This window comes from Pseudomonas sp. PDM04 (assembly GCF_014851765.1).
In the GTDB taxonomy this organism is placed as follows: Bacteria; Pseudomonadota; Gammaproteobacteria; order Pseudomonadales; family Pseudomonadaceae; genus Aquipseudomonas.
In genome coordinates this window covers 891340-916651 of the sequence record NZ_JACVAI010000002.1, presented here as the reverse complement: position 1 = coordinate 916651, position 25312 = coordinate 891340, and the positions used below count along the sequence as shown (strand labels likewise).

At 63.9% G+C, this 25312-nt stretch carries 25 protein-coding genes and 1 pseudogene; 14 read left to right on the top strand and 12 right to left on the bottom strand.

From position 1 onward, the window contains the following. The first annotated feature begins 461 nt into the window (after positions 1–461). The gene (locus IB249_RS11145) at positions 462–779 is read left to right on the top strand and encodes a DUF6124 family protein (protein WP_192304497.1); all 318 of its coding nucleotides are present in this window, start codon (positions 462–464) and stop codon (positions 777–779) included. 140 nt (positions 780–919) lie between these two features. On the opposite strand, the gene IB249_RS11140 is transcribed toward IB249_RS11145, so the two are convergent. From IB249_RS11140 to IB249_RS11120, 5 genes are all read right to left on the bottom strand, one after another. Next, positions 920–2176: an FAD/NAD(P)-binding oxidoreductase gene (locus tag IB249_RS11140; RefSeq protein ID WP_192304495.1), complete on the bottom strand. Its 1257-nt coding sequence runs from the start codon at positions 2174–2176 to the stop codon at positions 920–922. Continuing rightward, positions 2173–2409 carry a (2Fe-2S)-binding protein gene (locus tag IB249_RS11135; protein ID WP_192304493.1) on the bottom strand — a complete coding sequence of 79 codons (237 nt, stop codon included), beginning with the start codon at positions 2407–2409 and terminating at the stop codon, positions 2173–2175. The genes IB249_RS11140 and IB249_RS11135 overlap by 4 nt, the downstream gene beginning before the upstream one ends. Continuing rightward, a complete protein-coding gene (locus IB249_RS11130; protein ID WP_192304491.1) occupies positions 2402–3517 on the bottom strand; it encodes an NAD(P)/FAD-dependent oxidoreductase in 1116 nt (371 codons plus the stop codon). Before IB249_RS11130 ends, IB249_RS11135 begins: the two co-directional genes overlap by 8 nt. After that, positions 3514–4446, bottom strand: a complete 933-nt coding sequence (locus IB249_RS11125; RefSeq protein WP_192304489.1) for a 4-hydroxyproline epimerase — start codon at positions 4444–4446, stop codon at positions 3514–3516. Before IB249_RS11125 ends, IB249_RS11130 begins: the two co-directional genes overlap by 4 nt. Before the next feature lie 107 nt (positions 4447–4553). Further along, positions 4554–5237, bottom strand: a complete 684-nt coding sequence (locus IB249_RS11120; RefSeq protein WP_192304487.1) for a GntR family transcriptional regulator — start codon at positions 5235–5237, stop codon at positions 4554–4556. A gap of 210 nt (positions 5238–5447) precedes the next feature. On the opposite strand from IB249_RS11120, the gene IB249_RS11115 reads away from it, so the two are divergent. Together IB249_RS11115 and IB249_RS11110 are read left to right on the top strand one after the other, a co-directional pair. Beyond that, positions 5448–7487, top strand: a complete 2040-nt coding sequence (locus tag IB249_RS11115; RefSeq protein WP_192304485.1) for an NADPH-dependent 2,4-dienoyl-CoA reductase — start codon at positions 5448–5450, stop codon at positions 7485–7487. Between the two features lie 73 nt (positions 7488–7560). After that, positions 7561–8478 (top strand): 1-aminocyclopropane-1-carboxylate deaminase/D-cysteine desulfhydrase, encoded by a 918-nt coding sequence (locus IB249_RS11110; protein WP_192304483.1) that lies wholly within the window; start codon positions 7561–7563, stop codon positions 8476–8478. 7 nt (positions 8479–8485) lie between these two features. On the opposite strand, the gene IB249_RS11105 is transcribed toward IB249_RS11110, so the two are convergent. The 3 genes from IB249_RS11105 to IB249_RS11095 all read right to left on the bottom strand — a co-directional run bounded on the left by IB249_RS11105 (position 8486) and on the right by IB249_RS11095 (position 11240). Beyond that, a complete protein-coding gene (locus tag IB249_RS11105; protein WP_192304481.1) occupies positions 8486–9034 on the bottom strand; it encodes a cytochrome b in 549 nt (182 codons plus the stop codon). A gap of 208 nt (positions 9035–9242) precedes the next feature. After that, positions 9243–10070 carry a phosphonoacetaldehyde hydrolase gene (gene phnX / locus IB249_RS11100; RefSeq protein ID WP_192304479.1) on the bottom strand — a complete coding sequence of 276 codons (828 nt, stop codon included), beginning with the start codon at positions 10068–10070 and terminating at the stop codon, positions 9243–9245. A gap of 60 nt (positions 10071–10130) precedes the next feature. After that, positions 10131–11240 (bottom strand): 2-aminoethylphosphonate--pyruvate transaminase, encoded by a 1110-nt coding sequence (locus IB249_RS11095; protein ID WP_192304477.1) that lies wholly within the window; start codon positions 11238–11240, stop codon positions 10131–10133. A gap of 109 nt (positions 11241–11349) precedes the next feature. Here IB249_RS11095 and IB249_RS11090 point away from each other — a divergent pair, with 109 nt between their 5' ends. After that, positions 11350–12213, top strand: coding sequence for a LysR substrate-binding domain-containing protein (locus IB249_RS11090; RefSeq protein WP_192304475.1), 864 nt, complete (start codon positions 11350–11352; stop codon positions 12211–12213). A gap of 69 nt (positions 12214–12282) precedes the next feature. Here the strand turns inward: IB249_RS11090 and IB249_RS11085 are convergent, their stop codons facing one another. Then, complete coding sequence (locus IB249_RS11085; RefSeq protein ID WP_192304473.1) at positions 12283–13155, bottom strand: LysR family transcriptional regulator; 873 nt, start codon at positions 13153–13155, stop codon at positions 12283–12285. A gap of 267 nt (positions 13156–13422) precedes the next feature. On the opposite strand from IB249_RS11085, the gene IB249_RS11080 reads away from it, so the two are divergent. From IB249_RS11080 to IB249_RS11070, 4 genes and pseudogenes are all read left to right on the top strand, one after another. Beyond that, the gene (locus IB249_RS11080) at positions 13423–14748 is read left to right on the top strand and encodes an MFS transporter (protein WP_192304471.1); all 1326 of its coding nucleotides are present in this window, start codon (positions 13423–13425) and stop codon (positions 14746–14748) included. Positions 14749–14758: 10 nt separating this feature from the next. After that, positions 14759–16150, top strand: coding sequence for an FAD-dependent oxidoreductase (locus IB249_RS11075; RefSeq protein WP_192304469.1), 1392 nt, complete (start codon positions 14759–14761; stop codon positions 16148–16150). 8 nt (positions 16151–16158) lie between these two features. Next, a pseudogene (locus tag IB249_RS29750) lies at positions 16159–16278 on the top strand (LysR family transcriptional regulator); the annotation flags it as partial. Positions 16279–16656: 378 nt separating this feature from the next. Beyond that, positions 16657–16956, top strand: coding sequence for a hypothetical protein (locus tag IB249_RS11070; RefSeq protein WP_192304467.1), 300 nt, complete (start codon positions 16657–16659; stop codon positions 16954–16956). A gap of 149 nt (positions 16957–17105) precedes the next feature. Here the strand turns inward: IB249_RS11070 and IB249_RS11065 are convergent, their stop codons facing one another. After that, positions 17106–18434 (bottom strand): type VI secretion system Vgr family protein, encoded by a 1329-nt coding sequence (locus IB249_RS11065; protein WP_192304465.1) that lies wholly within the window; start codon positions 18432–18434, stop codon positions 17106–17108. Between the two features lie 218 nt (positions 18435–18652). Here IB249_RS11065 and IB249_RS11060 point away from each other — a divergent pair, with 218 nt between their 5' ends. Next, positions 18653–19357 carry a YebC/PmpR family DNA-binding transcriptional regulator gene (locus tag IB249_RS11060; RefSeq protein WP_192304463.1) on the top strand — a complete coding sequence of 235 codons (705 nt, stop codon included), beginning with the start codon at positions 18653–18655 and terminating at the stop codon, positions 19355–19357. 115 nt (positions 19358–19472) lie between these two features. On the opposite strand, the gene IB249_RS11055 is transcribed toward IB249_RS11060, so the two are convergent. Both IB249_RS11055 and zapE read right to left on the bottom strand, forming a co-directional pair. Then, on the bottom strand, positions 19473–20774 hold the full coding sequence (locus IB249_RS11055; RefSeq protein ID WP_192304462.1) for a leucine-rich repeat-containing protein kinase family protein: 1302 nt from the start codon (positions 20772–20774) through the stop codon (positions 19473–19475). A gap of 92 nt (positions 20775–20866) precedes the next feature. Then, positions 20867–21997: a cell division protein ZapE gene (gene zapE, locus IB249_RS11050; protein WP_192304460.1), complete on the bottom strand. Its 1131-nt coding sequence runs from the start codon at positions 21995–21997 to the stop codon at positions 20867–20869. 258 nt (positions 21998–22255) lie between these two features. Here zapE and IB249_RS11045 point away from each other — a divergent pair, with 258 nt between their 5' ends. The 5 genes from IB249_RS11045 (at position 22256) to IB249_RS11025 (ending at position 25297) form a co-directional block, all read left to right on the top strand. Next, on the top strand, positions 22256–22780 hold the full coding sequence (locus tag IB249_RS11045; RefSeq protein ID WP_192304458.1) for a spore coat U domain-containing protein: 525 nt from the start codon (positions 22256–22258) through the stop codon (positions 22778–22780). Positions 22781–22874: 94 nt separating this feature from the next. Further along, positions 22875–23405: a spore coat U domain-containing protein gene (locus IB249_RS11040; protein WP_192304877.1), complete on the top strand. Its 531-nt coding sequence runs from the start codon at positions 22875–22877 to the stop codon at positions 23403–23405. 20 nt (positions 23406–23425) lie between these two features. Continuing rightward, positions 23426–23962, top strand: coding sequence for a spore coat U domain-containing protein (locus IB249_RS11035; protein ID WP_192304456.1), 537 nt, complete (start codon positions 23426–23428; stop codon positions 23960–23962). A gap of 4 nt (positions 23963–23966) precedes the next feature. After that, entirely contained in the window at positions 23967–24467 is a 501-nt protein-coding gene (locus IB249_RS11030) for a spore coat U domain-containing protein (protein WP_192304454.1), read from the top strand. A gap of 41 nt (positions 24468–24508) precedes the next feature. Further along, entirely contained in the window at positions 24509–25297 is a 789-nt protein-coding gene (locus IB249_RS11025) for a molecular chaperone (RefSeq protein WP_192304452.1), read from the top strand. The last annotated feature ends 15 nt before the right edge of the window (positions 25298–25312 follow it).

The following is a 25312-nucleotide window of genomic DNA, read 5'->3' as shown; positions in this document are numbered from 1 at the left end:
GCGGGTCACTTTTTTCAAACGCCAAAAAAGTAACCAAAAAGGCTTGCCCCAAGCGTCCGGCCCCTCGCCTGGGCTCGGCGTTCCTTCGCTCCGGCATCCATCCGGGGACATCGCCTCCGGTTTGCTGCGCTGCACCTCCTCTCGATGTGTGCGGCTTCGCCGCACGGCGCTGCGCGCCCACTCCCCGGATGAATGCCTCCACTCAGCCTGCCGAAGGGGCGGGTGGATCAAAAGCAAGATCAACAGCCAAAGCAGCGTATCGCTCCTACAGGGGGTGGTTCTGTCAGACGAATCCACATTTGTCTTGCCTTGCGCCTTTGCCTACAACTTCGCCAGAATCCGCCGGCTTGTGTGCTGTGGCGTGGCTCCCTAATGTCTGCACATCGCTGCCAATCAGCGGTCGGGCGTGGAACCTCGATGAGTAAACGGCGCAGCTTTCATTCATAGCCGGAGCTTTCACCATGCCAAAACCAACGCCTACCCCACCCGAGTCCTCCCCACAAAACGAGCAGGCGGCAGATCTGGATTTCGATCCCACGCTGCAAAAAACCGCATCCCCCCACACCCCCAGCAGCCTGTTCCTCATCGTCCCGGACGTCGACACTGAAACCCTGTTGGCCAGTGCGTGCGAATCACTGGCTTCGGCCTGTGTCATGGCGGGTGATCTCTCGGTGTTCGTCGACGGCCCGCAACGGCACATGCTGTTGGGCATCCAGCAAATCATCATGCTCGCCGACCTGGCGGTGAATCGCGCGCTGGATAACCTCGTTCCCGTGTAGGAGCGCGCTTGCTCGCGAGAAATGCCCAGGCGACGCGGGCCCTCAGACGGCTCGCGTCATCGTTGAAGACCCTCGTCGGAACGCCGCCCGGAGCAGGCTCGCTGCCACACTGGATCTCCAGTGTTCAACCCACCACCCCTTCACCCCGGCGGGGTCTCGTCCACACACGACAACGTTTCAATCCGCGCCGGGCTGAACGGCGGTCTGGGGGCCGAGGGTTGCCAGTCGAACAGGTACTGCAAGGTCCCGCCACACACGCGGCCCTGGCAGGCGCCCATGCCGCAGCGGCTGGCCAGTTTGGCGCTACGCCAATCCGTGTGTCCGGCAATGGCCGCGTAGGGTACGTCTTCGCAGCGGCAGACCAGGGTGTCGGCGTGTGCCAGTGCCTTGAGTTGCGGGTCAAGGCGGAAGGCACTGTTCAGCGCCCGGGCAAAGCCCTGCCAGCGCGCCCGGCGTGGCCACAACTGTTCGGCCGCTGCGTTGTTGCCGACGGCGGCATGCCCGGCGATTGCCCCTTCGACCAGCGCCCGTTCACTGCCGCCGAAACCGGTGCATTCGCCCGCCGCGTAGTGATCGGACAGGGTCGTGGCCTGCCAGGCATCGACCGCGAGTGCCGTGCCCGCGAGTTCGCAGCCCAGCGCCTGGCCCAACTGCGTGTTGGGAATCAGGCCAAAACCACAGGCCAGGCGATCACAGGCCAGTTCGATGATTTTGCCCTGTTGGCGCAGACGCACGCCTTCGAGCTTTTCTTCGCCCAACGCCGCCACGACGTGGGTGCCGGTGCGGTACTGGCGGTCGAACAGGGTCAGGGATTGTACGAGCTTGCCCGGCCAGCGCGGCAGTTGCACGGCGAACCCGGCGACGGCAGCTGAGGTCGCCTGTTCGGCGATGCGCAACACCTGGGCACCGTTGTGTTTCGCGGTGGCTGCGCTGGCGAGCAGCAAGGGACCGCTGCCGGCGATCACCAGGCGTTCGCCCCGCACCGGTAGGCCGCCCTTGATCAGCGCCTGCAGTCCTCCCGCCCCGGTGACCCCCGGCAATGTCCATCCGGGGAAGGGCAGCAGCAATTCGCGGGCACCGGTACACAGAATCAGTTTGTCGTAGTCGATCAGCCATCCGCGATCGGCGTTCTCCACCAGCAACTGTCTGGGCCCGGGACAGGCGATCACGCGAGTGCCGGGATGGCGGTGGATATTGCCGCTGGCGGCCAGGCGTTCGCGCAGCTGTCGCGCCTGTTTCGGCAGGTGGGCCTGAGGCCCGTCGCGCCAGATCTGGCCGCCGGGCAGCGGGTTGTCGTCGAGCAGCACAATGCGTGCGCCACTGGACGCGGCGGCGAGGGCGGCGCTCATGCCGGCGGGGCCGGCACCAATGATCAACAGGTCGGCGTATTCGTTCATGGTCGGGTCTGCACCTGCATGTCGTCCTGGCACAGGGTCTGGCAGGCCAGCCGCCGGCGGCCGTTGATGGTCACCCGGCATTCCTGGCAGATACCCATGCCGCACAGCGGTGCGCGGCGCTGGCCGCTGACCGAGGTGCGACTGCTGCCGTCACCGGCCAGGGTCAGCGCTGCGGCGACCGTCGTGCCCTCGGCCACCCGCAGGGCGTGGCCGTCCACAATCACATCAGGCATAGACGGCCTCCCCGAGAAAGCGTTGCGGCAGATAGGGTTGCGCCGCCAGCGGCGGCGTCTCGTTGAACAATTGCGCGACCAGCAGATCGGCGGTGCCGGGCGCGGTGGTGACCCCCAATCCTTCGTGCCCGACGGCCAACCACAGGCCTTTGCGTTGCGGGTGCTGGCCCACCAGCGGCAGCCCGTCTGGGCTGGCGGCGCGAAAGCCGGTCCAGGCGCGGATGCCGTTGAGCTGCGCGAGTCCCGGCATGTACTCGGTGGCGCGCTTGAGCATTTTCGCCAGCATCCAGCCCTCGACCTGCGGGTCGGTGGTGCCGAACTGCCGTGAGGCGCCGATGAACAATTGCCCGGTCGGACGTGGCTGGATGTTGCAGGCGGTCGAAGGTCCCTTGGCGTTGTGGGCGCTGGTCACATAACCCAGTTCCACCAGCGTGTGGGTGACATTGCCGGGGTAGCGGTCGGTGATCAGCAAGTGGCCCTTCTTCGGCTCGATCGGCAACTCCGGGCACAGTTCGCTGGCCTGTATGCCGTTGGCGAGGATGACGGCTTCGGCGTGCAGCCACTGGCCGTCGTCGAGGCGCACGCGGTTGCCATCGACCTCGCTGACCCGCGCCCGCTGCTGTTCGATATGGGCGTTGTCGAGCATCCAGTGGGCGGTCGCCGGGGCATACAGAATGCCGTCGCCGTTGATCAACAGCCCGCCCTCGAGGCCTTCGCGCAACGCCGGTTCACGCTCGCGCAAGGCGTGGCGGCCGATCAATTGGCAGGCGACGCCCTGGGCTTGCAGGTTCAGGTATTTGCTTTCGGCCACGGCCATTTCTTCGGCATTAGCCGCCAGCCACAACGTGCCGTTGCTGCGGTAGGCGCAAGCGTCGGGCAGGTCCGGCGCGTGCTCGCGCCAGCGTTGCAGCGAGTATTGGCTCAGGGCCAGTTCGGCCGGGTTGTCGTCCAGCACCAGCAAGTGCCCCATGCCCGCCGCCGTTGCACCGTGCAGGCCGGCATCCAGCACCCGCACGCGCAAGCCGCGCCGGGCCAGTGCCTGGGCGCAGGCGGCGCCGACGATGCCGGCGCCGATCACGATCACATCGGCCGCCTGGCCTTGGCTCATGGGCGAATGCCCCAGGCGAACGGGTCGTCCTGTTCGATGATCAGGCTGGCTTCGGCACTGATGAAGGCACGCCCGCGAATCGTCGGGACGATGCGCTCGCCTTGCCATTCGTAGGCGCCTTCGAACTCGCTGCCGATCACGCTGGCCTGGCGCCAGATCTGCCCGGGCTGCAATTTGTCATCGGCGGCCAGGCACGCCAGTTTCGCACTGGTGCCGGTGCCGCAAGGGGAACGGTCGTAGGCCTTGCCGGGGCAGAGCACGAAGTTGCGGCTGTCGGCCCGGTCATCGTCGGCGAACAGCTCGACATGGTCGATCAAACCGCCGTCTTCGCCGCGTATTCCCTGAACGTCCAACGCCTGCTGCACGGCGTAGGTGTAGGCGGTCAACGCATCGAGGTTGTCGCCGGCGACACGCAGGCCATGTTCGGCGACCAGGAAAAACCAGTTGCCGCCCCAGGCGATGTCACCGACCACCTCGCCGATCCCCGGGACCTGCACGGCCACGGCCTTGCGGTAACGGTAGGCCGGCACGTTGCGTACGCTGACGGAGTGGTCCGGGTGCAAGGTGGCTTGCACGGTCCCCACTGGCGTATCGATGCTGTGCACGCCCGGGCCGATCCTGCCCAGGTGTGCCAGCGACGCCACCAGGCCAATGGTGCCGTGGCCGCACATGCCCAGGTAGCCGGTGTTGTTGAAAAAGATCACCCCGGCACAGGCGCTCGGGTCGACCGGCTCGCACAGCAGTGCGCCGACCAGCACGTCGCTGCCCCGCGGTTCGAGGACGCAAGCGGCACGCCAATCATCATGTTGCTCCGCCAGCCGTTGCCGACGCTCGGCCATGCTGCCGTTGCCCAGGTCGGGAAAGCCGGCGGTCACCAGGCGGGTCGGTTCGCCGCCGGTGTGGGAGTCGATCACGGTGATGCGTTTCATCAAAGGGCCACTCTTGCGTTCGGATGGATGAACGCAAGAGTGGCCTGTGCGGGGCCTGGCGGCTTGATGGTTTTATTCTGCGCCGATGACGAAATCGGCACAGGCTGTCAGTGATGGTGGGGCAGGTGCTCGAACAGGGTCTTGCATACGCCGGCGATGTGTTCGTCGAGCAAACCCACCGCCCGGTCGACGTCACCGGCGCGGCAGGCGGCGATGATCTCGCGGTGTTCGTGGTCGGCGCGCTCCTTGCCGGACGACAGGCTCATCTGCATGCGCAGGTAACGCTCCAGTTTGTCGTTGACCGAGCGGATCAGGTTCACCAGGAACGGCCGCTGCGCCGGTTCGTAGAGGCAGGCGTGCAGTTCCCAGTTGAGCTCGGCCCAGCGGCCGACGTCATCCTCGCCGACGAACTCCTGGCAGATGCGTTCGGCGCGGGCGAAGGTGGCTTCGGTCATGTTGGGAATGGCCAGGCGCAGTACCTTGTCTTCGAGCAGCATGCGCACTTCGAACATCTGCGCCAGTTCGGCATCGGACACCCGCGTGACCATCGCCCCGCGATTGCGCTGGAACATCACCAGGCCTTCGGCTTCCAGGCGCTTGAGGGCCTCGCGCACGGGGATCTTGCTGACGTTGAACTGGCGGGCGATGTCGTCCTGGCGGATCGGCTCGTCCTCGGCGAAATGCCCGGCGACGATGGCGTCACGCAGGTGGCGGGTAATGATTTCCGAGGTGGAAGGCGCATTGCCCAGGTCGGGAGCGTTGAATTTGGGTAGGGTCACGGCAGTGATCATTCGGACTGATTTGCAGATATGGTATACGAATTTGCCGTCGCAACTCACGGCACTCGCGCATCTGCACGCCAGCTGCTGCGCAATTGGATCATCAAGTTGTCAGTTTCGGTCATTGAGCGCCCGGTCGAGTGCCCATAATCTGTTGTGCATGACAGAGGGGCGCCCAAGAGCGCCCTCACTTTTCCGTGATCGCTCGACGTGGAGTTTTCGATGACCGCCGCTCACTATCCGCACCTGTTGGCCCCGCTGGACCTGGGTTTCACCACGTTGCGCAACCGCACCCTGATGGGTTCGATGCACACCGGGCTCGAGGAAAAACCCGGCGGTTTCGAACGCATGGCGGCCTACTTTGCCGAGCGTGCCCGTGGCGGCGTCGGCCTGATGGTGACGGGCGGTATCGGCCCTAACGACGAAGGTGGCGTGTATTCCGGCGCGGCCAAGCTGACCACCGAGGAAGAAGCGCTCAAGCACCAGATCGTCACCCGCGCGGTGCACGAGGCGGGCGGCAAGATCTGCATGCAGATCCTCCATGCCGGTCGTTATGCCTACAGCCCGAAACAGGTTGCACCGAGCGCCATCCAGGCGCCGATCAACCCGTTCAAGCCCCGGGAGCTGGACGAGGAAGGCATCGAGAAGCAGATCAGCGATTTCGTCACCTGTTCGATGCTGGCGCAAAAAGCCGAGTACGACGGTGTCGAGATCATGGGCTCGGAAGGGTATTTCATTAACCAGTTCCTCGCCGCGCACACCAACCACCGCACCGACCGTTGGGGCGGCAGCTACGAAAACCGCATGCGCCTGCCGGTGGAAATCGTCCGCCGTGTGCGCGAAGCGGTCGGCCCGAACTTCATCATCATCTTCCGCCTGTCGATGCTCGACCTGGTCGAAGGCGGCAGCAGTTGGGAAGAGATCGTGACCCTGGCCAAGGCCATCGAACAGGCCGGCGCGACGATCATCAACACCGGCATCGGCTGGCACGAAGCGCGCATCCCGACCATCGCCACCAAGGTGCCGCGTGCAGCGTTCAGCAAGGTCACGGCGAAATTGCGCGGTTCGGTGGGCATCCCGCTGATCACCACCAACCGCATCAACACCCCGGAAGTGGCCGAGCAGATCCTGGCCGAAGGCGATGCCGACATGGTGTCGATGGCGCGACCGTTCCTGGCCGACCCGGATTTCGTGAACAAGGCCGCCGCGGGCCGTGCCGATGAAATCAACACCTGCATCGGCTGCAACCAGGCGTGTCTGGATCATACCTTTGGCGGCAAGTTGACCAGTTGCCTGGTGAACCCGCGGGCTTGCCACGAAACCGAGCTCAACTACCTGCCGGTGCAGTCGATCAAGAAAATCGCGGTGGTCGGCGCCGGACCTGCCGGGCTGTCGGCGGCCACGGTGGCCGCCGAGCGCGGGCATCAGGTGACGCTGTTCGATTCGGCCAGCGAAATCGGCGGCCAGTTCAACGTCGCCAAGCGCGTGCCGGGCAAGGAAGAGTTTTACGAAACCCTGCGTTATTTCAATCGCAAACTGCAGACCAGTCACGTCGAGGTGTGCCTGAACACCCGCGTCGACGTGGCGCAACTGGTTGAAGGCGGTTATGACGAAATCATTCTGGCCACCGGTATCGCACCGCGTACGCCGGCCATCCCGGGCGTCGACAACGCCAAGGTCCTGAGCTACCTGGACGTGATCCTCGAGCGCAAGCCGGTGGGCAAGCGTGTGGCCGTGATCGGCGCCGGTGGGATCGGTTTCGACGTGTCGGAGTTCCTGGTGCATGAGGGGGTGGCGACCAGCCTGGACCGTGCAGCGTTCTGGAAAGAATGGGGCATCGACACCCAGCTCCAGGCGCGCGGCGGCGTGGCCGGGATCAAGGCTGAACCCCATGCCCCGGCACGCGAAGTGTTCCTGCTGCAACGCAAGAAAACCAAGGTCGGTGACGGCCTGGGCAAGACCACCGGCTGGATCCACCGCACCGGTCTGAAGAACAAGCACGTGCAGATGCTCAACAGCGTCGAGTACCTGAAGATCGACGACCAGGGGCTGCACATCCGCATCGGCGAAAGCGGCGAGCCGCAGGTGCTGGCGGTGGACAATATCGTGATCTGCGCCGGGCAGGACCCGCTGCGCGAACTGCACGACGGCCTGGTCGCGGCGGGGCAGACGGTGCACTTGATTGGCGGCGCGGACGTGGCGGCGGAGCTGGATGCCAAGCGGGCGATCAACCAGGGGTCGCGCCTGGCGGCCGAGCTGTAACACGCCGGTTGATCCTGCCGATAGCGTCCTCAAGGCTGTTAAGATGCCGGCTCTTTACCCAGAGCCGGCCTCCATGCTTCTCCCTCCCAGCGACTGGCAGCCCCAGGCCCCGCTCGAACCCCTCCACCTCGACTGGCTCAGCGCCGCCAGCCTCGAACTCGCGATCCTGCGCCTCGACCTGATCGACCCGTTCATCAGCGGCAACAAGTGGTTCAAGCTCATCGAGCACCTCAGGGCCGCCGACCGTGCGGGGGCCGCAGGCATCATCAGCCTGGGCGGTGCCCATTCCAATCACTTGCACGCGCTGGCCGCTGCTGGCCAGCGCTTTGGTTTCCGCACCGTGGGGCTGCTGCGTGGGCATGCGCAGCAGACGCCAACGGTCAACGATCTGCAGGCGTTCGGCATGCAATTGCACTGGCTCGGTTACGGCGGTTATCGCACGCGGCACGAGGCCGGTTTCTGGACGCCCTGGCAGGCGCAATACCCGGAGCTGTGGCCGGTGCCCGAAGGGGGGGGTGGATGGCCGGGGGCCAAGGGCTGCCTGTCGTTGAAGGCGATGGTCGGGCCGCAACTGAGCCGGTTGGGATGGAGCGGTTACGACGGTTGGTGGCTGGCGTGCGGGACCGGCACCACGCTGGCGGGGCTGATGCTGGCCGAAGCGGGCGAACATCCTGTCTACGGTGCGTTGGCGGTGCCCGGCGACCATGGCGTGGCGCAGCAGGTCGAGGCGATTGGACAGGAGGCGGGCTCGCCCGGGCTGCGCTGTGAATTGTTCGACGCCAGCCGTGGCGGGTTCGGCAAGGTCGATCCGGTGCTGCTGGACTTCATCGCCCGGACCGAACACGCCACTGGCATTCCCCTCGAACCGCTGTACACCGGCAAGGCGTTGCTGGCGCTCAGGCAGCACGTCGAGGCAGGACGATTCGAAAGGGGCACGCGTTTGATCTTCATCCACACCGGCGGCTTGCAGGGCCGGCGCGGTTTTCAATGATCGAGGTTCAGTCGCGCTTGGGCATCATCCGCAGCAGTGTGTTATCGCGCACCACATAGTGGTGATAGATCCCCGCCAGGGCATGCAGCCCGATCAGCCAGTAGCCAATCGTGCCACCCAGTTCATGCCAGTCCTGGATGCGTTTGGCGAACGCCTTGTCTTCCGCGACCAGCAGCGGCAGGTCAAAGCCGTAGAACATCACCTGATGGCCCTTGGCACTGGTGACCAGCCAACCGAGGATCGGCATCGCGATCATGAAAACGTACAGCGCCCAGTGCATCAGGCGCGCAAGCGTGGTTTGCCACTTCGGCGAGGCGGGGAAAATCTGTGGCGCCGGGCCGAGGCTGCGGGCGAACAGCCTGAACCAGACCAGCACGAACACCGTCAGCCCGAGCATGAAGTGCGACTCGGTGATCAGCGTTCGGCCACCGCTGCCCTTGGGGAAGATCCCGCGAAACTCGATGCAGGCGTAAACCAGCGCCAGCAGGACCAGCATCAACCAGTGCAGCGTGATCGAGACGGTGCTGTACCGGGATTCGGAATTCTTCCAGGGCATACGGCGTTCCTCACAGGTCGGTTCAAACCACCGTTCTTGGCCGACGGTGTGCGTTAACTGTAATCCTGTTTGGTCGGCTTTGCCCGCCCCTGTCGGCGCGAGCCTGCTGGCGATGGCGTTCAGAGTACCGCTGGGTGTCAGGCGCCCGGCGTTCTCGTTGACGACCTTCGCGAGCAGGCTCGCGCCCACTGGGGTTACGGCCACTGGATCAGTTGCTTTGCGGCATCTCACCCTGGGCCAGGCGCCGGTTGATGTCGGCGATCACGGGCGGCAGATCGACGATGCTGTCGATCATGTAGTGCGGGCGCGAACCTTCGAACAGCGCCTGGATACGCTTGCGTTCGCTGGCCAGTCGCTCGCTGTCGAGGGCCAGGTAACCGTCGTAGTCCAGACCCAGCGCATTGCCCGAGCAGAGCAGGGCGACGGTCCACATGCCGGCGCGGCGGCCTTCGAGAATGCCCGGCACGGTGTCGTCGATCTTCACGCACGCCGCGACATCGTCGATGCCCAGCGCGATGACGTTGGCCAATGCCTGCGCTGGCCATGGGCGGCCATTGGGCACTTCGTCGGTGGCGACCACATGATCGGCGATGTAGCCATTGGTGGCAGCCAGCTCGACCACCTTGTCCATGACCTGCTTCGGGTAGCCGGAACAGGAACCGATTTTGATCCCCTGGGCACGCAACTGCGCGATGCTGTCCAGCGCGCCGGGTATCAGCGCCGAGTGCTCGGCGATCTTCTCGATCTGCAGCGGCATGAAGCGATTGTAAATGGCAGTGACGTCAGCGTCGGTCGGCGTGCGGCCGAAGGCCTTGCGATAGCGTTCGGCAACGGCCGGCTGGTCGCACAGGGTGCGGATGTGATCCCACTTGCCCATGCCCATCGGGCCGCGGGCTTCTTCAATGGAGACCTGGACGTCGAACTCGGCGAACGCTTCGACAAAGATCTGCGTGGGCGCGAACGAGCCGAAGTCGACCACGGTGCCGGCCCAGTCGAGGATGGCAGCCTGGAGTTTGGTGGGTTGGGTGTAATTCATGGTGATCGTTTCCTGTGGCAAAGGTCGGTTCTTCGTGGGAGCGAGCAAAAAGGGTGTGGGTCAGATTTCCAGCACTTCCATCTCCCGCAGCACCTCGCCGATGGCGGCCACGGCGAGGCGCATGTCGGCCGGCTGGACATGACCGATGCAGCCGACGCGGAAGGTCTCGACCTGGGTCAGTTTGCCGGGGTAGAGGATGTAACCCTTGGCCTTGACCCGCTCGTAGAATTCCTTGAACTGATAACGCGGGTCCGTCGGGGCGTGGAAGGTGGCGATGATGGGCGCCTGGATCGCCGCCGGCAGGAAGCTGCGCAGCCCCAGATTGCTCATTGCTTCCATCAGTGCCTGACAATTGGCGGCGTAACGCTCATGCCGCGCCGGCAGGCCGCCTTCTTCGTTGTATTGCAGCAGGGCTTCATGCAGGGCGGCGACCACGTGGGTCGGCGGGGTGAAGCGCCACTGGCCGGTCTTGGCCATGTAGCTGTGCTGGTCGAACAGGTCCATCGCCAGCGAATGCGAGTGACCGGCCGACTGGGCCAGCGAATCCTTGCGAGCGAAAACGAAGCCCATCCCCGGCACACCCTCCAGGCATTTGCCGGAGGCGGCAATCAGGGCGTCGAAAGGCACCTGCTGCGCATCCACCGGCAACGCGCCGAAGGAGCTCATGGCGTCGATGATCAGGCGTTTGCCGTGCCGTGCTACGACCTGGGCGATGTCCGGCAGCGGGTTGAGAATGCCGGTGCTGGTTTCGCAGTGGATCAGCGCGACATGGGTGATCCCGGCATCGGCGTGCAGCAGGCGGTCAACGTCGGCGGCGGTGGTGGGCTCGTCTTCGGCTGTTTCAAACGTGCTGAAGGGACGCCCGAGCACTTCGCAGATCTTTGCCAGGCGTTTGCCGTAAGCGCCGTTGATCAGCACCAGGATCTTGCCGTCACGGGGCACCAGCGTGCCGATCGCCGCTTCGACCGCGAAGGTGCCGCTGCCCTGCAACGGGATGCAGTGGTGGCTGTCAGCGCCGTTGATGATTGCCAGCAGTTGTTCGCAAAGGCTGGCGGTCAGTTGGTTGAAGCGATCATCCCATGAACCCCAGTCGACCATCATCGCCTGACGGGTGCGGGCCGAAGTGGTCAGTGGGCCGGGGGTGAGCAGGATGGGTTCGGCAATACTCATTCTCGTGTCCTCGCAAACGGTGGGATGAAGCTACGGGGCTTAAATTGCAATTTGCCGTCTCATCAATCAAATTGTTTGTTGTTATGCCAGTCATCAGTGGGACTTATCCATGAACCTGTTTCAGCTCCGTGCCTTCGATGCGGTCGCCCGCGAAGGCAGCTTCACCCGCGCCGCCGAGCGATTGTTCATCAGCCAGCCCGCCGTCACGGGGCACATCAAGGCCCTGGAAGAGCACTATCAGATCACCCTGCTGCGGCGCACGGCGCGTCGGGTCGAACTGACGGAGGAGGGCACAAAGCTGGCCGCCATCACCCGGGCAATGTTCAGCCTGGCGGAAGAGGCCCAGGTGATGCTCGAGGCCAATCGGCAGTTGCTCACCGGACGCCTGGAGGTGGCCGCCGACGGGCCGCACATGGTCATGCCGATGTTGGCCAGTTTGCGTGCGCGCTACCCGGGCATCACCGTGAACCTGCGCCTGGGCAACGCCCAGGAGACCCTTGCTGCGTTGTTGTCCGAACATGCCGACATCGCGGTATTGACCGAGGTCGAACCGCGCAAGGGGTTGCATTTGCAGGCGTTGAGCGAATCGCGGATGTGTGCGTTGGTGCCCCAGGGGCATCCGTGGACGCACAAACCCAAAGGCGTGCCGCTCAAGGCGCTGGACCAGGTGATCATGGTGTTGCGCGAGCCGGGGTCGATCACCCGCCGCACGTTTGACCAGGCGTGCGCACAGGCGATGGTCAACCCGAGGGTGTTGCTGGAGCTGGACAGCCGCGAGGCGGTGACCGAAGCGGTCGCCGCAGAGTTGGGCGTGGGGGTGGTGTCGTCGGTCGAAGTCAGCCATGACCCGCGGGTGGTGGCGGTACCGATTATCGGTGAGGGCCTGGTGAACCGGCACATGATGGGGTGCATGGAACGCCGACGGGACTTGCGCTTGATCCAGGCGTTTTTTGAGCTGGCGCCCACTCCGTAGAGCGAGTCCATTCAGGTAGAACACCGTCAAACGCGGCAGCCGGTTTGCTCGCGAAGCGGCCGGACCTGCCTACACCAGACTCTCGCGCACCATCTCCAGAAACGTCGCCACCACCCGCCGTGAACTCTGCTCGCGCAAGCACACCAGCGTCTCCGTCAGGCGCCGGGTGCAATCGATGATCGGTAAGGCGCACACCCGCGAATCGGCACCGAACTCGGCGGCCGAGACCACACCGACGCCGATCCCGACAACCACCGCCTCGCGCGCCGCTTCCCGACCTTCAACCTGGATCGCAGGGCGAATGCGAAAGCCCGCCCGGGCCATTTCGTCTTCCAGGGTCTGGCGCGTGACCGAGCCGATCTCCCGCAACACCAGCGGCGTGTCGTCGAGGTCCTTCAGGCAGATCGATTCGCGATTCGCCCACGCGTGATTGCGCGAAACAAACGCCACCATCGGGTCATTGCGCAGGGGCAGCGAGAGGAGGCGCTCGTCGCTGACATCGCGCCCCAGCAACGCCAGATCGGCCTGATAGTTGAACAGCCGATACAGCGATTCATCGGTGTTGCCGGTTTCGATTTTCACGCTGATACCGGGGTAGCGTTCGCAAAACCGCGCGATCTGCGGCAGCACGTGTACCGGCGCGTCCACCGCGAGGATCAGGCTGCCGGTTTGCAAGGCCCGGGAGTCGTGGAGCAGTTCCTGGGCTTCGGCCTCGATCACGAACAGCCGCTGCGTGATGCTGAGCAAGCGCTCGCCCAGGTCGGTCAGGCGCACCGAACGTTTATTGCGGTGGAACAGCAGCACGCCGAAGCGCTCTTCGAGTTTTCGCACCTGATCGGAAATGGCGGGCTGGGTGAGAAAAAGCCGCTCGGCGGCGCAGGTGAAGCTTCCGTGAACGGCCACGGCGTGGAAGGCTTTGAGCTGGGCATGGGAAACCGACATCGAAACCTCCAGTAACAAGCTGGGCTTATATTTGAAATACGATAAATCGATTTCACTTATTTATCAGTAGTTGTTTTTATCAGCCTCAGTCGCGGTGACTGTTCAGTCGAACAGCGCGGTGACCATGAGCCTGTGCGTGCAACTGCAGGACTCATCTGACCGGTATCGCCTAAGGGAAGCAGCGATATCGCAGTGCTCAACAATAAAAAGACAGGCGTTATTTCTCAATTTCTGCCGGCACACTCACACCCTGAGGTCAGAACCACAATGAACAAGCACATCGGCACCATCAAGCGTTGGCGCGTGCAGATCTTCGCGATCACCTGGCTCGCCTACGCCGCTTTCTACTTCACCCGCAAAGCATTTTCCGTGGCCAAACTGGGGATCGCCGAAGACCCCACGTTCACGCTCGACAAAATGGCCATGGCCAACCTCGACGCCATTTACCTCGGTGCCTACGCCATCGGGCAATTTACCTGGGGCATCCTTGCCGATCGCTTTGGCCCGCGAGTCGTGGTGCTCGGCGGGTTGGTGATTTCCGCTGCGGCGGCGCTGGTGATGGGCAACTTCGCAACGGTGCCGATTTTCGCCACCTGCATGCTGATTCAAGGCCTGGCCCAGTCCACGGGATGGTCGGGGTTGTGCAAGAACATCGGCAGTTTCTTCCCCGCCGAACAGCGCGGTCGGGTGCTCGGTTTATGGAGTTCCTGCTATGCCTTTGGCGGGCTCGTGGCTTCGCCGTTTGCCGGTTGGTGGGCCTATACGCTCGTCGGCACCTGGCATGCGGCGTTCGTTTCCAGTGCGGCGGTCGTCGGGCTGGTCGCCGTGCTGTTTTTTATTTTTCAACGCAACAAGCCGGAGGACGTGGGCTTGCCGGCCGTGGAGCCGGAACCCGAGCTGACCGCTGAACAGGCGTATGTTCAAAGCCGGCTCAGCGTGCTGGAACCCTTGAAGGAAATCCTGCGCAACCGCACGGTGCTGATTCTCGGCCTCGCGTATTTCCTGCTGAAACCGGCGCGCTACGCCATTCTGCTGTGGGGGCCGGTGATTGTGTTCGAGCAGATGCCGGCGGTGGGCAAGGTCGGTGCAGCGATCATTCCGACAGCCTTCGAGCTGGCCGGGTTGCTCGGGCCGATCCTGCTCGGGCTGGCGTCGGACAAACTGTTCGGTGCCCGCCGCATGCCGGCCTGCGTGATCAGCCTGCTGGCGCTGACCGTATCGCTCGCCTTGTTCATGGGCGCCCTGCACACCGGCAGTGTGATCCTGGTGGTGGCGCTGTTGTTCGTGATGGGGCTGACCCTCTACGGACCGGATTCGATGATCAGCGGTGCGGCCGCCATCGATTTCGGCACCGCCAAGGCCGGTGCGACGGCGGCCGGGTTCGTCAACGGCTGCGGCTCGGTCGGGGCGATTCTGGGAGGCCTGCTGCCAGGCTACTTCGACTCCGTGACCGTGTTCATCATCTTTGCCGGCTGCGCGATGTTTTCCGCGCTGGTGCTGATCCCGCACTGGAATAGCCGTCCGGCTGGCCTGCGTGCCGATACCGCCTTCGTGCCGAACCGGCCGATGAGTGTCAAAACCCTGCGAACATAAGGAATGACCGATGAGACCTTTCTGGCTGGAACAGGCGCTGGAGGCTGAGTCCTGCGCGCCGTGCGAACCCTTGTCCGCAGACACCCGCGCTGACGTCTGCATCGTGGGCGGTGGCTACACCGGGTTATGGACCGCAATCATGCTCAAGGAACAGGACCCGGAGTTGGATGTCGTGCTGATCGAGGCCGACATTTGCGGGGCTGGCGCCAGCGGTCGCAACGGCGGATGTGCGCTGTCGTGGTCGGCCAAGTATTTCACCCTGGAAAGGTTGTTCGGCGTCGAAGAGGCGGTGCGCCTGGTCAAGGAGTCCGAGCGCAGCATCCAGGCGATCGGCGCCTTCTGCGAACAGTACGGCGTGGACGCCGATTACCGCCTCGACGGCACGCTCTACACCGCGACCAACCGCGCGCAATGCGGTTCGACCGACGCGGTGATCGCCGCACTGGAGCGCAATGGCATCAATTCGTTTACACAGCGACCGGTCGCGGACGTGCAACGGATGGCGGGTTCCAGCAAACACCTGGAAGGCTGGTTTTCGCCGGCCGCGGCCAGCGTGCAGCCAGGCAAACTGGTGCGCGGCTTGCGCCGGGTGGCCTTGCAGCTTGGGGTGAGGATTCATGAAAACACGGCAATGACCGGTCTGGAGGAAGGTCGATCGGCGGGCATCCAGACCCCGAAGGGTCGGGTTCGCGCCGACCGGGTCGTGCTGGCGATGAACGCCTGGATGGCCCGTGCGTTCCCGCAGTTCGAGCGCAGCGTGGCGATCGTTTCCAGTGACATGCTGATCACCGATCCACGACCGGACCTGCTCACCGAGATCGGCTTGACCAGTGGTGTCACGGTGCTCGATTCGCGGATTTTCGTGCACTACTACCACAACACCCCGGACGGCCGAATCATGCTCGGCAAGGGTGGCAATACGTTCGCCTACGGCGGGCGAATGCTGCCCGTGTTCGATCAGCCGTCGCCGTATGCCGACCATTTGCAACACAGCCTGACGGACTTTTTCCCTTCGTTTGCCGGGGTCAGGGTGGACGCGACCTGGAACGGTCCCTCGGATCGCTCGGTCACCGGATTACCCTTCTTCGGACAAATGAGTCCCCACGGCAACGTGTTCTACGGATTTGGCTATTCCGGCAGCGGGGTGGGGCCTTGTCACATGGGCGGTCAGATTCTCGCCTCGATGGTCCGGGGCCTCGACAATGCCTGGACCCGCTCCGCGCTGGTCAACGGCCCGTTGGGGTTTTTTCCGCCGGAGCCGATTCGTTACCTGGGCTCGCTGATGGTGCGCAACGCCATCCGCCGCAAGGAGCGCGCCGAAGACCATGGACGCCGGCCACGGCATCTGGATGTGCGCCTGGCGAAGTTCGCGGCAGCCGCAGGAAAGGCCGACAAAGGCTGATCAATCACCCGCGTGTGGTGGCGGTGCCGATGATCGGTGAAGGCCTGGTGAACCGGCACAGGATGGGGTGCATTGAACGGCGACGGGATTTGCGCTTGATCCAGGTGTTTTTCGAGCTGGCGCCATGACATTCAACGCAAAGGCTGACAGAAAAATCGCTTTCAGCCGGTCAGTTCCCACGCAACATGCCGAACGGATGATCGGGTAGAACACAACTTTTCAAGACCTTTCCCACAACGTATCTTATTGCCGCGTTTCGGCATCGGCGCCATAGTCTGGGCTCGCGGAATCATCCGCGAACGACCTTGGCCGGTCGGTGCAGGAAACGTTACAGCGCATCAACACCACCTCAGGCACTTTGTGCCTGACGTGTTGTTTTATGGCAGCTGTGCGTGGGACACCTTCGGGTGTGCCGGATCCTGTACCCGGTCGGCCAACCCGCGTGCAGCTGCCACCTACCTCGTTTGGCCGCGAAGGGTGGCAGCTCCAACTACAGGAGTTGCACAATGTTTGAAGTCATGCCGCGGTACCTTCCGATCGACACCTACGACGCCGAATCTCCGGTGCTCTTCGTCAACACCCACAAAGAACTCAGCCAGCTCACCGCCTGCGCCATGCACCGCTTCACGGTGGTGCGCGATCTGATGGACACGCTGTCCAGTCTGAACCTGAAAAACACCTCCGATTGTGATCTGGAACGGGTCATCCGCGCCGTGCACCTGCTCACCAGGGAAGGCTGCGAGGTGCTGAATGTGGTTCAGACGCGGGCGTTGCAGCGCGAGTATGAATACAACGCCACCACCTGATTTGCACGAGCGACCTCGTTCCGGGCGGCGTGCCGACGAGGGGCGTTTACCATTACGCGGGGGCCTGACATCCAGCGGCGCTGTCAAGTCCATCGCGAGCAGGCTCGCGCCCACAAAGGCATGTGCGGAACCTGTGGGAGCGAGCCGGATCAAGCCTTGCGGTTCAGCAGCCAGTCGAACAACAGGCGATCATCGCCCTTGGGCTGCCGGCCAGGACGAGGCCGCGGCGGGTTGCTGGCGGCGGCATACAGCACCGGGCGATCCGGATCACTGTCGAGAAAACTGACGAGCACGTCGCTGCCGGCCATCGGCAGGCTCTGTGGATCGACCCGGCTATGGGGCGTGGCGACGACCATGGGTATCCAGAATCCGTCGGCTTCATCGTCAGCGCTCTGCGTGGTTGGCCATAGCCGAACCTTGACCCGGCCCTGATCGTCCAACGGTGCCGGTTCGCCGACCGGGCCCAGCACCCGCGCCGCCTGGAAACCCGGGATGGCGGGCCTGGCGTGGGTGATCGCGGGCCGGAACACCGTCGACCAGACAAGGGCGGTGAACTGGTTGCTGTAATGCCGGGCCCTGTCGGTGGCCCGGCGCTCGAGAATCGAAGGCTGCTGGCCCTGGTGGCGGATTTCAATCAGTAGCCACTGATCGTTGAAATGGGGCAGCGGATGTTCCGACACCTGGAGGATTGCGCCGCTGCGCAACGCGCTCTGGTTGCTGCGCCCCTGCAACTGCCCGTGCCGGCAGCGCAGGCGCTCGAGGATTCGTCGGCTTAGCCGCTCGTGGTCGAGCGGTGGCGGGGCAGGGGGCACGCAATGGGGCGGCGAGGTGTGGCGCTGGAACAGCTCGCTGATCACCGGGCCCTGTTCGCCGGCAGGCGTGTCGCCCTGGAAGCGCATCAACAGCGGTTCCTCGGGGAAACTCTGGCTGTCGTCCGCCAGCACCAGCACATGACCGTCACGTCGATGTTCGAAGTGGTAGTGGATGCCTTCCTCTTCGCACAGCCGTTGCAGGAAGGTCAGGTCGCTCTCGTCGAACTGGATGCAGAACGGTCTGGCGGGATACCGCCCGTCCGGCAGTTCAAGGCGGTAGCTGTCTTCAGGCAAGCCGTTTTCTTCGAGCAACTGGCGCAGGATGGCGGGGACATTGAGTTGATGAAAGACCCGGCGCGAGCGCTGGCGGTCAAGGTTTTGCAGCCAGGGCACCAGCACCAGCCGGTAGTCGATCCGCTGCGTGCCGCGATGTTCACGGCTGGCGCTGTGAATGATGCCGTGCACGCCCTGCTCATCGGCGAAGCTGAAGAACACCGGTTGTTGCAGCAGCCGATCCAGATTGATGGCCGGGGCCAGGCCGATCACTTCGATTTCGAACCGGTACGGCTGGTTGAGGGCTTCACGTCCATTGAACTGCAATACCTGCAAGCTCAAGTCACCGTTGAGCAGGGTGAGAGTGAAGGGTTTTTCCTTGTTGTCATGCATCGAGCGCGCCTCGGCCAGGGGTACAGGCGCAGAGGGTACGAAACCACGACACTTTAGGGTCATCACGATCAAGGTTTCCGAATCGCCCTACAACTTTCGGTGAAAATGTCGATTCGTCCGGATCGAATTTTTGGTCGATTGCCAACTTTAGGCCGTATAAACTTGCGCAAAGCGTCGGCCAATAGATGTCTCGGCGCCACAGACCAAGAGAGTGAGTAATGGGCGCACAGTGGAAGGTTAAACACAAAGAAGCGGCAGCCAATGCCAAGGGCAAGATCTTCGGCAAACTGGTAAAGGAAATCACCATTGCTGCACGCAACGGTGCTGATGTCGCCACCAACGCACACCTGCGACTGGTGGTTGAACAGGCCAAGAAAGCTTCGATGCCCCGCGAAACCCTGGAACGTGCGATCAAGAAAGGCTCCGGCCAGCTCGGCGAAACCGTGCAGTACCATCGCGTGACTTACGAAGGGTTCGCGCCGCACCAGGTGCCGCTGATCGTCGAATGCGTGACCGACAACATCAACCGCACCGTCGCCGAAATCCGCGTGGCGTTCCGCAAGGGCCAACTGGGGGCTTCCGGCTCCGTGGCCTGGGACTTCGACCATGTGGGCATGATCGAGGCGTCCCCGGACAGCCCGGACGCCGATCCGGAGCTGGCCGCCATCGAAGCCGGCGCACAGGATTTCGAACCGGCCGATGACGGCGCGACCCTGTTCATCACCGAAGCCAGCGACCTGGATTCGGTACAGAAGGCCCTGCCTGAACAGGGTTTCACGGTGTTGTCGGCGAAGCTGGGCTATAAGCCGAAAAACCCGGTCAGCGGCTTGAGCGACGAGCAAATGGCGGAAGTCGAAGCATTCCTGGAAGGCCTCGATAACCACGATGACGTGCAGGAGATGTTTGTCGGCCTGGCCGGTTAACGGGCTGATTCGGTGATGGCGTCATCGTCCGAATGCCGCCCGGAGCAGGCCCGCTGACACAGGTTCTGTACGATCCCTGTGGCAGCGGGCCTGCTCGCGATTGACCGCTCGGCGGTCACAAACCCTCCAGCGCCTGCACAATTTCAGCGAACCCCGGCCGTTCCAGTACCCGGGGCTGACAGCAGCGCTGCTGCAAGTCTTCAAGCCGTGCCCGATCCAAATCGCTCAACCCTGAGTCGATCCGCTCCAGCAATTCCCCGAGCAGCACGCCGAATGCGCGCACTTCGATCCGTTGCAACGCACGGCTTTCGAGGCTGTCCTGCGTGGCATGGAACGACGCCGCGCCAAAGTCTCCCAGCAGGCAATCACCCTGTTCGTTCCACAGGATATTGTGGCCGTAGAGGTCGCCGTGGGTGATGCCCTGGCGATGCAGGTGCTCGCCCACCGACGCGATGCCGCGGGCAATCCGCAACGCCACCGGTGCGCTGAACCGGGTATCGTCGGCGTAGACGTCACGGCTGCAGGATTCCAGGCTCGGCAGCCCGGCGAGGTTGCGATAGCTTGGACCGACCAGCGCCATGACCAACCCGGCCTGTGCCTGCGGATGTTCGACAACCCGCCCTTCGACCCGGATCAGGTTGGGGTGAAGGCCGGCGGTGATGCAGGCGTTCATTTCATGCAGCGGCGACCCGTCACTGGTCATTTCGCCCTTGTAGAGCTTCACCGCAACGGCTTGGCTGTGCTTCCACAGGGCCTGGTGGATGACGCCGGACGCGCCTTCGCCGAGCTTTTTTCCCAGATTCAGTTGCGACCAGGCAATGGTCGACGTGGCCTCCAGCGCAGCAGCATCGGCTTCGGTTTCCAGCGGATTGCCGGCATAGGCCAGCCAGGTCAGGCTTGGCAGCGTCAGCAGCCAGTCGGGTAACTCGGTCAACTGGTTGGCGGCGATGCGGGTCAGTTCCAGGCGATGGCAGTTGCGCAGGCTCGGGGGCAACTGTGTCAGGCGATTGCCGGCGAGCATCAGTTTTTGCAGGTACGGCCGTTCACCCAGTTCGCTCGGCAGTTCAGCGATGCGGTTGTCGGTCAGGATCAACCAGCGCAACAAGGGTGGCAGCGCCTTGCCCGGCACGCTTTCGATGCGGTTGCCCTTGAAACCGACCATGGTCAGCGCCGCGCACTGTCCCAGGCACGTGGGAAGTTCGGTAAACCGGTTGCGGTCGCAGAACAACACACGCAGGCGGTGCAGACGGTGAAAGTCGTCCGGCAGGCTGCTCAAGGCATTGTCACTGAGATTGAGCACCTCCAGCGTGTCCGCCAGATCGAGGATTTCCCGGGGGAATTGCGTCAGGTCGGCGGCCAGGTCCAGGCGAGTCGCGCCGGCCAGCCGACCGGCGCGCAGTTGGGCAAGGGTGTCCATGTAAAGGTTCGCTATTGATCGAGGGGTAGGGGCCGGGGCCTGAAAAAAGGCGACATGATAGCGGCAAATGTGCGGTGACGGTCGGTGTGCCGTCAGTCCGATTCTCCAATGACCACCAATTGCCCCAACCGGCTGCGCGTGCGCGCCAGGTCGATGGCCTCGCCGCCCAGGCTTTCGCACAGCGAGCGCTGGCCAATCAGGGTCAGGTGCTTGTCCTGGTCATACAGAACGTCCACCAGGTTGATGAAACGCTGCTGTGCGGCAACCGAACAGTCGGCGAGGTTGGGCAACTGGTCAATGAACCAGTGATCGAAGCGCCGGCACAGTTCCAGGTAATCCATGACGGCGGTCGGGTGGTCGCACAGGTCGGCGAAAGTGAAAGCGATGGTGCGGCCTGCGCAATGGCGAGCCGGAAGCTGACGGGTGCCGACGGCCAGCGCGATGGCCGGGGTGTCGGCTTCGGGCAGATTCAGCGCCTGGCGCTGTGCCACGCTGGCCGGCCAGACATACCGGCCCTGGGTAAATACCTGCTGGGCGTGGGTTCTGGCCTGGCTGCGATAGTCGTGCGGGCCCCCCACTTCCATGACCTGCATGCGTGCGTTGATCAGGTCGATCACCGGTTTGAATCGCGCATGGTACAACGGGTTGGGCAGCAGACCTTCGGGCGGGTAGTTCGACGTCACCAGCAGCAGGATGCCCCGGCGGAACAGGGCCTTGAACAGGCGCGCGATGAGCATCGCGTCGCCGATGTCATGCACGTGGAACTCGTCGAAACACAGCACCCGGCAATCGTTCAGCAGTTCATCGAGCGTGGTCGCCAGCGGATCGTGATGGTCGCGATGGCTGAACATGCCCTGATGCAACCGGGCGAAAAATTCATGGAAATGCAGGCGCTGTTTTTCCTCGATCGGCAACGCCTGGAAGAACCCGTCGAGCAACCAGCTTTTGCCGCGCCCCACGGCGCCGTACAGGTACAGGCCGGGCAGGGTTTTCCCCGGCGTGCCGAGCAGTGTCGTGGCGTACTGCGCCATGCAGTCGATCACTCGCTGCTGGCTGTGGCTGAGGGTGTAACCCTGGGTGTGGGCCTTGTGGCGGAAATAGTCATGCACCACGCGTGCGGTTGCACCCTCGCCGGCGGACGTGCTCGATACCTTGCCGAAGAGACGGCGCAGCGCGGGCCAGCGTGCTGTAAAGCGCGAGCGGTTGTGTGGTCGAGCGGCCACTGATGTCACCCCGAAATCGTCAGGCAGGCAGTGTAACCAATCGGGGAAAAGTGCTTCCAGTCGTGTCGACGGATGAATCCGCAGTTAGACGGAAAAATGTGGGCTGTACAGTTTTCTATCGGGTGATGCACCGATGTTTTTTATCAGTCCGGTACAAAATGGCCGCGCTTTCGCTGGATCCAATTTTCCCCTGTGGCTGGAAATTTCCCGTCCCGTTGCTAACCTGATGTTCAGGAGCCACCCCTCAAGGATCGGGTCGTGAATGGAATCGTCGTCGTGGCAGTCGCCAGCGTGATGCTCAGTGCACAGGTGCTGGCCGCCGAACTTCAGGTGCAAGTGCGGGTGGACGTGCAGCGCGGCTGTCAGCTGGTCGGCCAACAACGCAGCGCCGGCATCGAACAACTGGGTGTGCTCGACTTCGGCCAGACCGCGCGCTTGGACGATCCCGCCGGGCCTTTGGCGGCGGCGCTGACGAACCAGCGCCTGCCGCGCCTGGAGTGCAACCCCGATACCCCTTATCAACTGCGCATCGATGGCGGCCAGCACGGCGGCGTCGGTGACGTGCGCTACATGGCGGGTGCCGCCGGCAGCAAACCCATCCCTTATCGACTCTATCAGGACCCCGCGCGGTTGATCCCGCTGGCGGTGGATGTGCCGGTCAGTGGGCGTGTGCCGGACACCGGCAGTGTGGACCTGCCGCTGTATGCGCGCATAGAACGGCTGGCGCAGGTTGTACCTGTCGGTCGCTACACGGACCTGGTGAAGGTCACCGTCACCTGGTAGCGCCAATCGGGTCAGGGCCACCGCCGAGTCAGGTGGCGCAAGGAAGCGAGCGTTGCGTGAACGCTCGGAGTCGGAAGGAGTCGGGACAGGCGTGATGACAGTCAGGCAGTGGTTCTTGATCGGCATCGTGGCAGTGACATGGCCGGGCGCAGGCACGCAAGCGGCCGTCAGCGGGCAGATTCACGCGCGGCTGACCATCATCGCCGGTTGCGAAGTCTCCAATGGTGGCGCCGGCGGCCCTGCCAACGGTTTCGGCACGCTGGATTTCGGCCAGCAGGGCCCGACCTGGAACAGCCCGATCAGCGCCAGCCTGGGGGAAGACGGCAGCGGCAGATTGAATGTCGCCTGCGATCCCTCGGTCAACGGTTTCACCGTCACCATCGATGGCGGTGCCCACGGCGACGGCACCACCCGACGCCTGAGCAACGGGCGCCAGACCCTTCCTTATCAACTGTTCCTCGATGCCTCTGGACAGCAGAGCTACAGCATCGGCCAGCAACACAATTTCGCCGTCACCAGCGGCACCCAGATACCGATTCCGGTGTTTGGCTCGGTGGTGGCGAACGCCCGCGCGATACCGGCCGGTGTCTATACCGACACCTTGACCGTAACGCTCGATTGGTAACCCCGTAGAGGACGGACTCCATGCGCACATTCGCTACAAGGATTGGTTTATCGCTGCTGGGCCTGACGCTGGTGTCCAGTGCCCAGGCGGCCACCACTGTCACCGGCCAGATCACGTCCAGCCTGACCCTGATCAGCAGCTGTCAGGTCAACGGGGCGGGTGGTTCCAGCGGGCTGAATTTCGGTGCCCTGAGCTTCGGCACCGCCGACAGCCTGTTCACCACCGCTACCGGGCAAGTCCTGGGGGGCGGCGGCGGGGCGCTGTCGATCCTGTGTTCCAGCGGCACCACGCCCACGCTCACGGTGCGTGGCGGCGCCCACGATGGCCAGTCGTCGGGTGGCACACGGGCGTTGTATGACGGTGTCGCCAACTACGTGCCCTACGATTTGTACACCGACGCCGGGCACTCACAGATCATCGGCATCAACGGTGTGATCAACCTGGCCGCCAGCACGGGCGTGGCGCAGACCGTGAATATCTATGGTCAGGCCGTGGGTAAGCCCGGGCTGCCGGCGGGCACTTACACCGACACGATTTCCGTCGAACTGACGTTCTAGAACGATGAACCGCCAGGGATGGGCCGCACTGTTATTGATATGGACGGGCAGCCTGCCGGTGCCGTTGCCTGCGGCGACCAGCCAGAGCTTCCAGGTCAGCGCCACGGTGGTGCCAGGTTGCCTGGTGGTCGGCGGGGTCTCCAGCTATGGCAGCCTGAACTTCGGCAGCCAGTCGGCGCTGGCCAGCAATACCGTGCGGGTGGCGCTGACGGCGGGCGTGCAGTTGCAATGCACCCCCGGCGTGACCCTGAACATGACCGTCGATGGCGGCCAGTACAACAACAGTGGGCGGCACATGCAGCTCAGCACGGGCAGCAACCGCGTGGCGTACCAGCTGTTTCGCGATGCGGGGTACAGCCAGAGCCTGGGCATCGGCCAAACCGTGGCGGTGGCCTATGCCGACGCCAACAACATCCGCCTGCCGATCTACGGCCAGGTGCAATTGCCGGGCAATCAGCCTGGGGGGACCTACAACGATGTGCTGCAAGTGCAGCTCTCGTGGTAAGGCGGCGTTTTTGAATGAACCTGGGCACAAGGAGTGGACACATGGGTTTACCTTCACGGCGGCATCGGGTCGCGCGTCATGCCCTGTTGGCGCTGTTGCTGTTGGCGACTGTCAGGGCCCAGGCGGCCAGTTCGGTGCTGATCTGGCCCATCGATCCGGTGCTGGAAGCCGATCAGCAGGCCAGCGCGCTATGGCTGGAAAACCGTGGCGACGAGACGGCCAACCTGCAGATCCGCGTGTTTGCCTGGAGCCAGAGCGGTTTCAGCGACCAGTACCAGAACCAGCGCGACGTGATCGGCAGCCCGCCCGTGGCGAAGATCGAGCCGGGCCAGAAACAACTGGTCCGTCTGACCCGCACCCGCGAGATCCCGCCGGGGCAGGAGCTGGCCTATCGCATCATCATTGACGAAATCCCCTCGGCGAAACCGTCCGCTGCCGAAGACGGCAAGACCGCGGCGGCAATTCGTTTTCAGATGCGTTACTCGGTGCCGCTGTTTGCCTACGGCGCGGGCCTGTGGAGCAAGGAGGACGCCAGTCGCCAACGTGACCCGAAAGGCGCGGGCCTGCCGGATTTGAGCTGGCGCACGGTGGCCGTGGATGGCCGGCCCTATTTGGAAGTGCGCAATCGGGGGGCGGTGCATGCGCGGTTGACGGATGTCGCGCTCAAGCAGGGTGGCCAGGCCAGACCGCTGGTGGAAGGCCTGCTCGGCTACGTGCTGCCGGGCGCGATCATGCGCTGGCCGGCGCCCGCTCCGATGGCCGGCGATCCCGCCTTGCAGGTCCGGGTCAACGGCGCGCCACAGGTTCAGAGCATTCCGCCGGCACGCTGAGTCGTTGGGTGACGG